Genomic DNA, 12,143 nt, shown 5'->3' with positions numbered 1-12,143 from the left:
CCACCGCCCGGCCCCCTGCACTGAGCGGCAGCTGCACCGGCCAGGCCACCGCGCGGCTAGCGCGGCCAGGCCGGCCGCCGGGGCGCCGCGCACTGACGGCACTTCACGGCCGCAGCCAGGCTGCGGCCAGCGGCCCCCACTGCCTGGCCCCCTGCACCAGGCAGCAGCCACACCGACCAGACCCCCACGCGCCCGCGCGCCGACGGCACCCACGACCGCAGCCAAAGGCTGCGGCCAACCCCCACCGCCCGACTCCCTCCACCGGGCGGCAGCTGCACCGGCGGGCCGCCTGACCGGCGGCCCGCCGACCGCAGTCACAACCAGAACGACCACACCATCACCAGCCGCCCACATCGACGTCACTAGCGCACCAGCGTGCCCACGTACCCGTCCGGCCGCACCACAACCTCCTTCGCGGCGTACGCGGCGAAAGCGTGCCCCTCGGCGTCGACCACGTGCCGGCCCCTGGCGGACTCCCCCGGGCGCAGCACCGCGTAGGTGTGCGGCTCGTCCGTTGCCGGGCCGCCGAAGATCAGCCGGGTGGCGTGTGGGCCGCGGAACAGGTCGAACAGCCGGATCGCCTTGCCGCTCTCATCCACCAGCGGCGCGTCCGGCGCCCGGTCCCCCACCGCGAGCCCGGGCTCGTCCGAAGTCCGGTAGCTGATGTCCAGCTGCTGGGTCTCCTCACCGCGCTCGTGCGCCCGTTCGTCGCCCTCCAGGTACTTGCGCAGCAGCTCCGACGAGACGCGCAGCACCCGCTCGGCCACCCCCCGCCGCTCGGATTCGTAGCTGTCCAGCAGCTCCGGCGACCCGTCCGCGAGCTTCCAGCCCAGGTTGTACGCGTCCTGCACGCTCGTGTTCAGCCCCTGCCCACCGGTCGGCGGGTGGACGTGCGCCGCATCGCCGACCAGGAACACCCGGCCCACCCGGAACCGCTTCGCCAGCCGCACGTTCGGCCGCCACACCGTCGACCACGTCAGCTCCCCCAGCCGCACGCCGGCACCGACTCCGTCCAGAATGGACTGCAAAGTCACCACGCTCGGCTCGACGTCCTCCTCCCCCAGCGGCGCACCGAACTGGAACAGCCCGATCCCCGGCAGCGGGCTCATCACGACCCCGCGCCCCGGATCCGCCGCCCGCGCGAACCAGTAACCGAACTCCGGGTCGAGATCGGCCTCGACGTCGCCCAGCAGCATCCGCACCGACTCGTCCGTGACGCCCTCGAACTCGATCCCCAGCGCCTTCCGCACGAAACTGCGCCCGCCGTCCGCGCCGACCAGGTAGTCCGCCCGCACGGTCTCCCCGGTGGCCAGCTCCGCGGTGACCCCGGAGGCGTCCTGCGTGAAACCGGTCAGCGCCGCGCCCAGCTCGACGCGCACCCCGAACTCCGCCAGCCGGTCGCGCAGGATGCCCTCGATCTGCGCCTGCCCCAGCGTCCACCCGTTGGGGTAGGGCACGTCCGGCGTCGGCTCGCGCCGCTCGGCCATCCGGCGCTCCCCCACGAACTCGCCGTCCAGGTGCACCCGGAAGGCCGGTGTGTCCCGGCCCGCGGCCAGCACCGCGTCGATCACCCCGAGGTCGTCGAACACCTCCAGCGTGCGCGGCTGCAGCCCGTCGCCCCGGGACCCCCGGAAGAACTCGGTCGCTTTGTCGACGATTCGCACGCCCACCCCGCGCCGGGCGAGGTCGATGCCCAGGGCGAGCCCGGCCGGGCCGGCGCCCGCGATCAAAACATCCATGACTGAATCTCCATTCACTGAATTTAAATTCATAATGGACTTGCTAGCGTGCTCCCGTCAAGGAGGTGCGGTGAAGCGCAAGGAGAAGGCCGCGGAGACCGAGGCCGCGCTGAAGGCCGCCGCGCAGCGCCTGTTCGCCACGCGGGGCTACCTGAACACGAAGATCACCGACATCACGGCCGAGGCGGGTCGGGCGGCCGGGTCGTTCTACAACCACTTCGCCAGCAAGGAAGAACTGCTCGAGTCACTGCTGGCCGACCTGGAGGCGGCCGGCGACGAGACCGTGGACCACCCCGAGCACAGCCCGGACTTCACCGATCCCACGGCGGTCCGGTTCCACGTCGCGGGGTACTGGCACTTCTACGCCGAGCACGCGGCGACCCTGCGCGCCCTGCGGCAGGCGGCCCAGGTCAACGAGGACTTCGCGCGCAAGCTCAACGAGTTCACGCGGGTGCAGAACGAGGAGATCACCGATCACGTGGACTACGTGACCGAGGCGGGCCACCGCCTGCCCGGCTCACCGCTGGCGAGCGTCACGTTGATGACCGCGGTCGTCGACAGCTTCGCCCAGCTGTGGCACGACGGGGTGACCGACCTCACCGAAGACGAGGCGATCGAGGCGCTCACCCGGTTCGTCTACCGGGGGATCAGCGGCCGCGACTACTGACCGAGGCGCTCGGCGGCGGCTTCGACGCGCTCGTCGGTCGCGGTGAGCGCCACCCGCACGTGCTCGCCGCCCGCGGGACCGTAGAACGTGCCCGGCGCGACCAGGATCCCGCGCTCGGACAGCCACCGCACGGTCTGCCAGGCGTCCTCACCGCGGGTGGCCCACAGGTAGAGCCCGGCCTCGGAGTGGTCGATGCGGAAACCGTTGTCCTGCAACGCCTTCTGCAGCACCAGGCGACGGCGGGCGTAGCGTTCGCGCTGGAGCGTCAGCGCGCTGTCGTCGGTCAGCGCGGCGGTCATCGCCTCCTGGACCGGGCGCGGCACGATCATGCCGGCGTGCTTGCGCACCGCCAGCAGCCCGGCGACCAGCTCCGGGTCACCGGTGACGAACCCGGCGCGGTAGCTGGCGAGGTTCGCGGACTTGGACAGCGAGTGCACGGCCAGCAGGTTGTCGTGGCGCCCGCCGCACACCGACGGGTGCAGGATCGACACCGGATCGGCGTCCCAGCCCAGCGCGAGGTAGCACTCGTCGGAGACCACGATCACGTCCCGCTCGCGGGCCCACTCGACGATCCCGCGCAGCGTGTCGGCGCCCAGCACGCGTCCGGTCGGGTTGGACGGCGAGTTCAGCCAGACGATCGCGGGCGTCTCGGCGAGACCGCGCGGGTCGTCGGCGCGCAGGATCCCGGCGCCCGCGAGCAGCGCGCCGACCTCGTAGGTCGGGTAGGCCAGCTCGGGGATCACCACGGTGTCGCCGGGCTCGGCGCCGAGCAGCCGCAGCAGCCAGGCGACCAGCTCCTTGGACCCGATCGTGGGCAACACCGCCGCCGGGTCGACGCCGGTGACGCCGTGCCGTCGGTTCAGCGCCTCGACCGCCGCCGCACGCAGCTGCGGCGTGCCGTGGGTGGTCGGGTACCCGGGGATCTCCGAGACCGACGCGAGGGCGGCCCGGATCGACTCGGGCACCGGGTCGACCGGCGTGCCGACCGACAGGTCGACGAGGCCGCCCGGGTGGGACTTCGCCCGTGCCGTGGGCTCGGCGAGCGAGTCCCACGGGAAGTCGGGCAGACCGGTACCGCCGCGGTTCATTCGCCCTGCGGGGGCAGGTCCTTGATCCACTGCGGATCGTTGCTGGTCTTGCCGACCTTGGAGGCGCCGCCCGGCGAGCCGAGGCTGTCGAAGAAGTCGACGTTGGCCTTGGTGTACTCGGCCCACTCGTCCGGCACGTCGTCCTCGTAGTAGATCGCCTCGACCGGGCACACCGGCTCGCAGGCACCGCAGTCCACGCACTCGTCCGGGTGGATGTAGAGCATGCGGTCGCCTTCGTAAATGCAGTCGACGGGGCACTCGTCGATGCACGCCTTGTCGAGCACGTCGACGCAGGGCTCGGCAATCACGTACGTCACTGCGATCTCCAGCTAGGTCCAAGGATCCACTACCAATCCTGGACATTACGCGCCGATGCGCGGACCTTCCAAAGTAAGGCCACCCTTAATCCGCCGATCGGCGAGCACAATGGGGGCGTGGACTCCTCCGAGACGCTCGAACTGCGCTGCGCCGACGCGTGGCCGGCGGTAACCGTGGACAAGATCGGTGACTGGCGGCTTCGCGCCGCCGGCGGCTTCACCGGGCGCGCCAACAGCGCATTGGCCGTCGGTGACCCGGGGATGCCGATCGGCAGCGCACTGGCGGCTGTTTGTGACTTCGCCCACGCCCACGCGATCCCGCCGGTCGTGCACGTGGTCGCCGGCAGCGCGAACGAGCGCGCGATCGAGGCCGCGGGCTGGGTGCCGAACACCGGTCACGCCGCCGGGCACCTGGTGTCCGTGCTCACCGGCCCGCTCGGTGAAGGCGCCGAAGAGGTGCCCGTCCTCCCCGAGCCGACCGCCAACTGGTGGGAGCTGACCGTCGGACGGCCCGATCCGACCGACGCCGAGCGGCACGTGCTCACCACCGGCGAGATCGGCTACGCGGTCGCCGAAGTGATGGGAGTCACAGCCGGCGCGGTGCGCGCGGCGGTGGCCGACGACGTCCTGCACATCGCCCGGCTGGCGGTCCGGCCGGACTACCGTCGCCGCGGCCTGGCCTCGGCGTTGATGGCCGCGTGCGGTCCGTGGGCGGCCGAGCGCGGCGCGACGCGGACCGTGCTCCAGGTCGCCGTGGACAACGCGGGAGCGCTCGCGTTCTACGAGCGGCTCGGGTTCACCGAGCACCACAGGTACCGGTACTGGGTTCCGGGCCCCCGGGCGTGCGAGGATCGCTCGCTGTGAAGGTTGTCGTAGTTGTCGGCGGGGTGGGCGGCGCCCGCTTCCTGCTCGGAGTGAAAGCCGCGCTGGGTCTGCCCCCGATCGGCCCTGGGGACTCGACGCACGAGATCACGGCGGTGGTCAACACCGGTGACGACGTGTGGATGCACGGTCTGCGGATCAGCCCGGACCTGGACACCTGCATGTACACGCTCGGCGGTGGCATCGACACCGAGCGCGGCTGGGGGCACCAGGGCGAGACCTGGGTGGTCAAGGAGGAGCTGGCGGCCTACGGCGCCGAGCCGACGTGGTTCGGGCTCGGCGACAAGGACATCGCCACCCACCTGATCCGCACGCGGATGCTGCGCGCGGGCTACCCGCTGTCCGCGGTCACCGAGGCGCTGTGCGACCGGTGGCAACCCGGTGTGCGGCTGCTGCCGATGACCGACGACCGGGTCGAAACCCACGTCGTCATCGACGACCCGGAGGACCCGGGCAACCGCAAGGCGATCCACTTCCAGGAGTGGTGGGTGCGCTACCGCGCCGAGCCGCAGGCGCATTCGATCGTGCCGGTCGGGGTCGAGGAGGCCAAGCCGGGGCCGGGTGTGCTGGACGCCATCGCCGAGGCCGACGCGGTCCTGTTGGCACCGTCCAATCCGGTCGTCTCGGTCGGCACCGTGCTGGCCGTGCCGGGCGTGACGGAGGCGCTGCGCAAGACCGAGGCCGGGGTGGTCGGGGTGTCGCCGATCATCAGCGGCAAGCCGGTGCGCGGCATGGCCGACGCGTGCCTGAGCGCGATCGGGGTGGAGACGTCGGCCGAGGCCGTCGGCATCCACTACGGGTCGCGGCAGACCTCGGAGGACGGCCTGCTCGACGGCTGGCTGGTCGCCGAGGGCGAGACCGTGCACGTGCCGGGCGTCGCGGTGCGGGCGGTGCCGCTGCTGATGTCCGATGTGGACGCCACCGCGGCGATGGCGCGTGCCGCGCTCGAACTCGCGGGAGCCGAAGTTGAGTGACCATTCCGCCGCGCGGCTGGACATCCTGCCGGTCGAGGGCCTGCCCGAGTTCCGGCCGGGCGACGACCTGACCGGCGCGATCGCGACCGCCGCGCCCTGGCTGCGCTCCGGTGACGTCCTGGTGGTCACCAGCAAGGTCGTGTCGAAGATCGAGGGCCGGCTGGTGCGCGTGCCCAGCGACCCGGAAGCCCGCGACGCGGCGCGGCGCGAGCTGGTCGAGCAGGAGTCGGTGCGGGTGCTGGCCCGCTTCAACCGGACCCTGATCACGCAGAACCGGATCGGCGTCGTGCAGGCGGCGTCCGGTGTGGACGCGTCCAATGTGGCCGGTGACGAGATCGCGCTGCTGCCCGCCGATCCGGACGCCTCGGCGCTGGCGCTGCGCAACGGGTTGCGCGAGCGGCTGGGCGTCGAGATCGCGGTGGTCATCACCGACACGATGGGCCGGGCCTGGCGGGTCGGGCAGACCGACAACGCCATCGGGGCCAGCGGGCTGCGCGTGCTGCACTCCTACGAGGGCGAGGTCGACGCGCAGGGCAACGAGCTGCAGGTCACCGAGATCGCGGTGGCCGACGAGATCGCGGCGGCCGCGGACCTGGTGAAGGGCAAGCTGACCGCGACGCCGGTCGCGGTGGTGCGCGGGCTGGAGATCACCGACGACGGCTCGGACGCGCGGAAGCTGGTGCGGCCGTCGGAGGAGGACATGTTCTCCCTCGGCACGCGCGAGGCGATCGCGCAGGGCCGTCGCGAGGCGGTGCTGGTACGCCGGTCGGTGCGCTCGTTCACCGACGAGCCGGTCGATCCGGACGCGCTGCGCCGCGCGATCGGCGCCGGGTTGACCGCGCCCGCGCCGCACCACACGCGGCCGGTGCGGTTCGTGTGGCTGCGCGACCGCGGGCTGCGGACGAAGCTGCTGGAGGCGATGCGCGAGGCGTGGCGGGCCGACCTGGCCGGCGACGCGTTCACCGAGGAGCAGATCGCCCGGCGCGCGGCGCGCGGGGACATCCTGTTCGAGGCGCCCGAGGTGGTGATCCCGTTCCTGGTGCCCGACGGCGCGCACACCTATCCGGACGAGCGGCGCAACGCGTGCGAACGGACGATGTTCACCGTCGCCGGGGGCGCCGCCGTGCAGGGGCTGCTGGTGGCGCTGGCGGCGGAGGACCTCGGATCGTGCTGGATCGGGTCGACGATCTTCGCCGCCGACGTGGTGCGTGAGGTGCTGGGGCTGGAGCCGTCGTGGCAGCCGCTGGGCGCGGTGGCGATCGGGCACCCGGCCACGGCTGCCCAGCCGCGCGAGCCGGTGACCGACGGGCTGGTCGAGCTGTGAGCCTGCACACCGACGTGGTGGAGACGCTGGAGAAGTGGCAGCCGGGCACGGCCGGGCAGGAGGCGCTGCGGCACGCGTTCCTGGGGTTCCTCGCCGCGCGGGAGGACGCGTGCCGCCGGTCGTGCGCGGCCGGGCACATCACCGCGTCGGCCGTGGTGCTGGACGCCTCGCGGTCGCACGTGCTGCTGACGCTGCACCCGCGCGTCGGGCGGTGGTTGCAGCTGGGCGGGCACTGCGAGGATTCGGACGCGTCGCTGGCGGCCGCCGCGTTGCGGGAGGCGTCGGAGGAGTCCGGGATGAGCGGGCTGACGATCTCGGCGGAGCCGGTGCACCTGGACGTGCACCCGATCACGTGTTCGCTGGGGGTGCCGACGCGGCACTTCGACGTGCGGTTCGTGGTGACCGCGCCGGCCGGTTCGGAGCCGGTGCGCAGCGACGAGTCGGACGACCTGCGGTGGTGGCCGCTGACCGCGCTGCCGCCCGGTTCGGAGGACCTGACCGAGCTGATCGCGGCGGCGTGCGAATGATCGTGTCGGTCGACCCGTCCTCGGCGGTGCCGCCGTACGAGCAGGTGCGGTCCGGGCTGGCGCGGCAGATCAACTCCGGCGCGCTCGCGGTGGGCACGAAGCTGCCGACGGTGCGCGGGCTGGCGGAGGAGCTGGGCATCGCGCCGAACACGATCGCCCGCGCCTACCGGGAGCTGGAGGAGGCGGGGCTCATCGAAACGCGCGGCCGGGCGGGTTCGTTCGTGGCCGCCGCGGGGGACGAGTCGCTGGCGCGGGCGCGCGAGGCGGCCGAGACGTACGCCGCGGTGACGCGAGCTTTGGGCTTGTCCGGCGAGGAGGCGCTGAAGATCGCCCGCGCCGCGCTGCACATCACGCGGTAACGCAGAACTCACGCCCCGGAACGCAGAACTCACGCCCCGGAACGCAGAACTCGCAAGCAGGAACGTGGGACTCGCACCACCGCGCGAGTCCCACGCTCACGCACGCGAGTCCCACGCTCGGGGGCGCGAGTTCTGCGTTCGAGCGCGCGAGTCCCACGCTCGGGGGCGTGTGTCACATCGCGCGGTAGTCGCGTGGCGAGAACCTGGGGCCGAAGCGTGGGCGCGAGAACCCGGCCGCCTCCAGGTACCGCACCGCGCGCTGCCGGTGTGGCGCGTAGGGCGCCAGCACCTCCGCCAGGCCCTCGTCGTCCAGGGGCTCGCCGAGCAGGGCGTACCCGACCACCGCCGGGATGTGGAAGTCGCCGAAGCTGACTGCGTCCGGATCGCCCCAGGCGCGCTGCGCGACCTCCGACGCGGTCCACACCCCGATGCCCGGCACCTTGCGCAGCCACGCGCGCCCCTCCGCACCGCGCAGCTCCACCGCCTTCTCCAGCCGATGCGCGACCTGCGCCGCGAAGATCAACGCCTTCCGCCTGCTGTGGTCCACGCCCGCGCGGTGCCAGGTCCAGTCCGGAATGGACATGATCGCCTCCGGCGTCGGCGGCACCCGCATCCCCGCCGGGGCCGGGCCCGGAGCCGGCTCGCCGAACCACCGGCACAGCTCCCGCCACGACCGGCGCGCCTCGTAACCGGTGACCTTCTGCTCCAGCACCGCCGGGACCAGCACGTCCCACACCCGCCCGGTCGCGCCGAGGCGCAGCCCCGGCATGCGGCGCCGCACCTCGGCGATCCGGTCGTGGTGCGAGACGAACTCGCTGTCGTCGTCCTCGGCGCCGACCAGCGCGGGCACGCCGTCGAGCAGCCGGTCCGCCCCCGGGCCCCACGCCGCGGCCTCGATCTCGCCGTCGGCGAAGCGGCGCAGCACCAGCGTTCCCGGCCCGTCGGCGGTGTTGCCGGTGAGCCACGTCCGGCCGTGCTCGTCCGCCCGCAGGCACGGATCGCCCTTGCCCCGGCGCAGCGGCCGGAGGACCGCGTCGAGGTCGAGGGTGAACGGCGGGCGGTACCGCATCAGGCGTCGCTGGAGAACCGGATCGAACCGTCGGGCAGGGTCACGTCCGGCCACACCCGGGCGCCGTCGAGCAGCTCGCACCCGGCGCCGACGACCGCGCCGTCGCCGAGGACGACGCCCTTGAGCACCGCCCCCTTGCCGACGCGCGCGCCCACGCCCAGCACGGAGTTCTCCACAACGGCATTCTCCGCCACGGACACCCGGTCGAACAGCACCGACCCGCCGATCCGCGCCCCGGACGCGACGTGCGCCCCGGCGCCGATGGTCGAGCCGCCGGTGACGGTCGCGTCCGCGGCGACGTCCGCGCCCTCCAGGACCAGGGCCTCGCCGGCCGGGCCGGGCAGCGCCGAGGTGGGGGCCAGGCCGCGCACCAGGTCCGCGCTGCCGCGCACGAACGCCTCCGGGGTGCCGACGTCGAGCCAGTAGGAGGCGTCGACGAACCCGTGCAGGTGCGCGCCGCCCTCCAGCAGGCCGGGGAACGTCTCGCGCTCGACCGACACGCGGCGGCCGGCCGGGATCGACTCCAGCACCGGGCGGCGGAACACGTAGCAGCCGGCGTTGATCTGGTCGGTCGGCGGGTTCGGGGTCTTCTCCAGGAACGCGGTGACCCGCCCGTCTGCGTCGGTGGGCACCGAGCCGAAGCGGCTCGGGTCCTCGACGCGCTGCAGGTGGAGGGTGACGTCCGCGCTCGTGTCGAGATGGGTCTGGACCAGTGCCCGCAGGTCGGCGCCGGAGAGGATGTCCCCGTTGAAGATGACCGCGTGGTCGGCGCGCAGGTGGCCGGCCACGTTGCGGATGGCGCCGCCGGTGTCCAGCGGCTCGTCCTCGACGACGTACTCGACTTCCAGCCCCAGCGACGCGCCGTCGCCGAAGTGCTCCTCGAACACCTCGGCGCGGTAGGACGTGCCGAGCACCACGTGCCGGATCCCCGCGGCGCGGATGCGGGACAGCAGGTGGGTCAGGAACGGCACGCCCGCGGTGGGCAGCATCGGTTTCGGGGCGGACAGGGTCAACGGCCGCAGGCGGGTTCCCTTACCGCCCACGAGCACCACGGCATCGACATCAAGCTCCGATGTCACCTCGAAATCCTTCCCGTTATCACGCACCGGTGGGCGACAAGCCGCGGGAAACAATGACGGCGACGGCCCGGAGGGCCTACCCTAGACAGCACACGGAGGGCCCCGTTCGGAGAGGGCCCACGTCGAGTCGGGAGGCCTAGGGGATGGACCCCCGCGATCGAGCGGATGCTCTGCTGGCCAGGGCACAGTCCCGGGGTGCGTTCGTCGTGACGCCGGACGCCGCGACCTCGCCGATGGACGCTTCGACCACGCAGCAGATCCCCCGGGACGTGGTCGACGAGATCGACGCGGACGACCCGGACACGACGGCCGTGGTGCCGGCGTCGGTGATCGAGTCGGTGCAGGGCAGCCTGCCGGACTCGAAACCGGACACGCGGGTCGACCTGCGGCCGGTGCAGCCGGAGGAGGAGGTCGACGGCCTGGTGCCGACGACCAAGACGCAGACCGGGAACTCCGATTTCGCGCGGCGGCTGGAAGGCCTGTAGGGCCGGGTTACCTGCCGCGCGTCTCGAACTTCAGGCGCACCTTCAGACCCAGCTTCACCGCGGCCAGCACCGGCTTCCAAGCGAGGCCCTGGTGGCGGTCGGCGAGGTAGCGGTAAGCGCTCTCGTGGTGGGCGGCCAGCATCTTCTTCGGCGCGCGGGACGTGGCCTTGCCACCGATGTGCGTGACCGCGGCGGAGGGCACGTACACGTTGTGCCAGCCGGCGCGGCCGATGCGGTCGCCGAGATCGACGTCCTCGAAGTACATGAAGTAGCGGGTGTCGAAGCCGCCGACCGAGTCCCAGGCCGCGCGGCGGATGAGCTGGCACGAGCCGGACAGCCAGCCGGAGGTGCGTTCGCTCGGGGCGGCGTGTTCCTGGCGGTAGGCGCGGGTCCACGGGTTGGCGGGCCAGATCTTGCCGAAGACGGCGTGGCCGACGCCGCGGCCGAGCGAGGGCAGCAGGCGGGCGGAGGGGTAGACGGTGCCGTCGGGGTCGCGGATGAGCGGGCCGAAGGCGCCGCCGCGGGGCCAGCGCTGGGCGGCTTCCAGGAGGGTGTCCAGCGAGCCGGGTTCCCATTCGAGGTCGGGGTTGGCGATGACGATCCAGCCGTAGCGCTCGTCGAGGGTCGCCACGCCGCGGTTGGCGCCGCCGCCGTAGCCGAGGTTCTCGCCGATGCGCAGGACGTGCGTGTTCGTGCGCTGCTCGGCCCGGTCGAGGGCGTCGTCGGTCGAGTCGTTGTCGGCGACGACCACGTGGACGTCGCGGGTGGTCGCCTTTTCGAGGCTGTCGAGGAAGCGGTCGAGGTCCTCACCGGGGAAGTACGTCACGACAACCACGGCGACCCCGTCGCCGTAACGGCTCGGCTCGGTCACGCGGGCCATTGTGCCCCCACTACGCAACGCAACAAGGCAGGCACCCCACGATCAGCACCGCGGCGGTCCGCTACCGCACGGAGTGACACGACTACACCCCGGCAGAATTGCGGGAATGTCGGTCCACGCCTTCATCGACGAGTCCGCCCGTGACAGCCGCTACTTCCTGTGCGTCGCGGTCCTGGACCCGGCCAGCCTCGCGCCGACCCGCAAACAGCTGGCGGCGCTCCTGCTCCCGGGCCAGCGCGAGCTGCACTTCAAGAAGGAGAAGCCGCCGCGCCGCCGTCTCCTCGCCGACCGCATCGGCGGCCTGGCCGCTTCGACGCTCGTGTACGTGACGTCACGGACCCGCAAGACCGAGGAACAGGACCGGCAACGCTGCCTCTCCGAGGCAGTACGGGATCTGGTTTCGATGCAGGCGCACCGGGTGGTCATCGACAGCCGCGAGGAACAGGACCGCCACGACCAGGCGACGATCTACCGAGCACTCGGCGGCAGGCCTTCGGGTACCGGTGTCATCTACGAGCACCTCGACTCGACCGCCACGCCGCTGCTCTGGATTCCCGACGCGGTCGCCTGGTGCTACGGCGCCGGTGCCGACTGGCGCCGTCGGGTGATGCCCGTCGTGGACAAGGTCATCAACCTCTGAACAGCGCAAAGCCCGTGACACGACCGTCCGGACGCACCACGGGCTCACTTCTCGGCCCTACGGGGGCCTCGCATCAACGACTATACCCCATCCGGCCGAACACCGTCCAACGG

The 12,143-nt window shown here is 72.6% G+C and carries 14 protein-coding genes; 8 read left to right on the top strand and 6 right to left on the bottom strand.

Annotated features, from left to right (window positions below; translation table 11 throughout):
- Positions 1-362 precede the first annotated feature (362 nt).
- Complete coding sequence (locus D0D15_RS04925; protein ID WP_094006890.1) at positions 363-1,739, bottom strand: FAD-dependent monooxygenase; 1,377 nt, start codon at positions 1,737-1,739, stop codon at positions 363-365.
- Positions 1,740-1,809: 70 nt separating this feature from the next.
- Here D0D15_RS04925 and D0D15_RS04920 point away from each other — a divergent pair, with 70 nt between their 5' ends.
- A complete protein-coding gene (locus tag D0D15_RS04920; RefSeq protein WP_094006891.1) occupies positions 1,810-2,406 on the top strand; it encodes a TetR/AcrR family transcriptional regulator in 597 nt (198 codons plus the stop codon).
- Here the strand turns inward: D0D15_RS04920 and dapC are convergent.
- On the bottom strand, positions 2,400-3,494 hold the full coding sequence (gene dapC / locus D0D15_RS04915) for a succinyldiaminopimelate transaminase (RefSeq protein ID WP_115944268.1): 1,095 nt from the start codon (positions 3,492-3,494) through the stop codon (positions 2,400-2,402). The genes D0D15_RS04920 and dapC overlap by 7 nt on opposite strands.
- Positions 3,491-3,811 (bottom strand): ferredoxin, encoded by a 321-nt coding sequence (gene fdxA, locus D0D15_RS04910; protein WP_020420964.1) that lies wholly within the window; start codon positions 3,809-3,811, stop codon positions 3,491-3,493. Before fdxA ends, dapC begins: the two co-directional genes overlap by 4 nt.
- A 117-nt stretch (positions 3,812-3,928) precedes the next feature.
- Here fdxA and D0D15_RS04905 point away from each other — a divergent pair, with 117 nt between their 5' ends.
- The 5 genes from D0D15_RS04905 to D0D15_RS04885 are packed head-to-tail and all read left to right on the top strand — an operon-like array spanning position 3,929 to position 7,877.
- Positions 3,929-4,675: a GNAT family N-acetyltransferase gene (locus tag D0D15_RS04905; RefSeq protein WP_094006893.1), complete on the top strand. Its 747-nt coding sequence runs from the start codon at positions 3,929-3,931 to the stop codon at positions 4,673-4,675.
- Positions 4,672-5,667: a 2-phospho-L-lactate transferase gene (cofD, locus tag D0D15_RS04900; protein ID WP_094006939.1), complete on the top strand. Its 996-nt coding sequence runs from the start codon at positions 4,672-4,674 to the stop codon at positions 5,665-5,667. The genes D0D15_RS04905 and cofD overlap by 4 nt, the downstream gene beginning before the upstream one ends.
- Positions 5,660-6,991 carry a coenzyme F420-0:L-glutamate ligase gene (locus tag D0D15_RS04895; RefSeq protein ID WP_162830498.1) on the top strand — a complete coding sequence of 444 codons (1,332 nt, stop codon included), beginning with the start codon at positions 5,660-5,662 and terminating at the stop codon, positions 6,989-6,991. The genes cofD and D0D15_RS04895 overlap by 8 nt, the downstream gene beginning before the upstream one ends.
- A complete protein-coding gene (locus D0D15_RS04890) occupies positions 6,988-7,518 on the top strand; it encodes an NUDIX domain-containing protein (protein ID WP_094006895.1) in 531 nt (176 codons plus the stop codon). The genes D0D15_RS04895 and D0D15_RS04890 overlap by 4 nt, the downstream gene beginning before the upstream one ends.
- On the top strand, positions 7,515-7,877 hold the full coding sequence (locus D0D15_RS04885) for a GntR family transcriptional regulator (RefSeq protein ID WP_094006896.1): 363 nt from the start codon (positions 7,515-7,517) through the stop codon (positions 7,875-7,877). Before D0D15_RS04890 ends, D0D15_RS04885 begins: the two co-directional genes overlap by 4 nt.
- 172 nt (positions 7,878-8,049) lie before the next feature.
- Here D0D15_RS04885 and D0D15_RS04880 read toward each other — a convergent pair whose 3' ends face one another.
- Both D0D15_RS04880 and manB read right to left on the bottom strand, forming a co-directional pair.
- Positions 8,050-8,946, bottom strand: a complete 897-nt coding sequence (locus D0D15_RS04880) for a DNA-3-methyladenine glycosylase family protein (RefSeq protein ID WP_094006897.1) — start codon at positions 8,944-8,946, stop codon at positions 8,050-8,052.
- A complete protein-coding gene (manB, locus tag D0D15_RS04875; protein WP_094006898.1) occupies positions 8,946-10,025 on the bottom strand; it encodes a mannose-1-phosphate guanylyltransferase in 1,080 nt (359 codons plus the stop codon). Before manB ends, D0D15_RS04880 begins: the two co-directional genes overlap by 1 nt.
- 143 nt (positions 10,026-10,168) lie before the next feature.
- Between manB and D0D15_RS04870 the strand changes: the two genes are divergently transcribed.
- The gene (locus D0D15_RS04870) at positions 10,169-10,510 is read left to right on the top strand and encodes a hypothetical protein (RefSeq protein WP_198958294.1); all 342 of its coding nucleotides are present in this window, start codon (positions 10,169-10,171) and stop codon (positions 10,508-10,510) included.
- Between the two features lie 7 nt (positions 10,511-10,517).
- On the opposite strand, the gene D0D15_RS04865 is transcribed toward D0D15_RS04870, so the two are convergent.
- Positions 10,518-11,390, bottom strand: a complete 873-nt coding sequence (locus D0D15_RS04865) for a glycosyltransferase family 2 protein (protein WP_094006900.1) — start codon at positions 11,388-11,390, stop codon at positions 10,518-10,520.
- A gap of 106 nt (positions 11,391-11,496) precedes the next feature.
- Here D0D15_RS04865 and D0D15_RS04860 point away from each other — a divergent pair, with 106 nt between their 5' ends.
- Positions 11,497-12,030, top strand: a complete 534-nt coding sequence (locus D0D15_RS04860; protein ID WP_094006901.1) for a C-type lectin-like domain-containing protein — start codon at positions 11,497-11,499, stop codon at positions 12,028-12,030.
- The last annotated feature ends 113 nt before the right edge of the window (positions 12,031-12,143 follow it).

The organism is Amycolatopsis thermalba (genome assembly GCF_003385215.1).
GTDB classification, from domain to species: Bacteria; Actinomycetota; Actinomycetes; order Mycobacteriales; family Pseudonocardiaceae; genus Amycolatopsis_E; species Amycolatopsis_E thermalba.
This window is presented reverse-complemented; position numbering and strand designations above follow the sequence as displayed.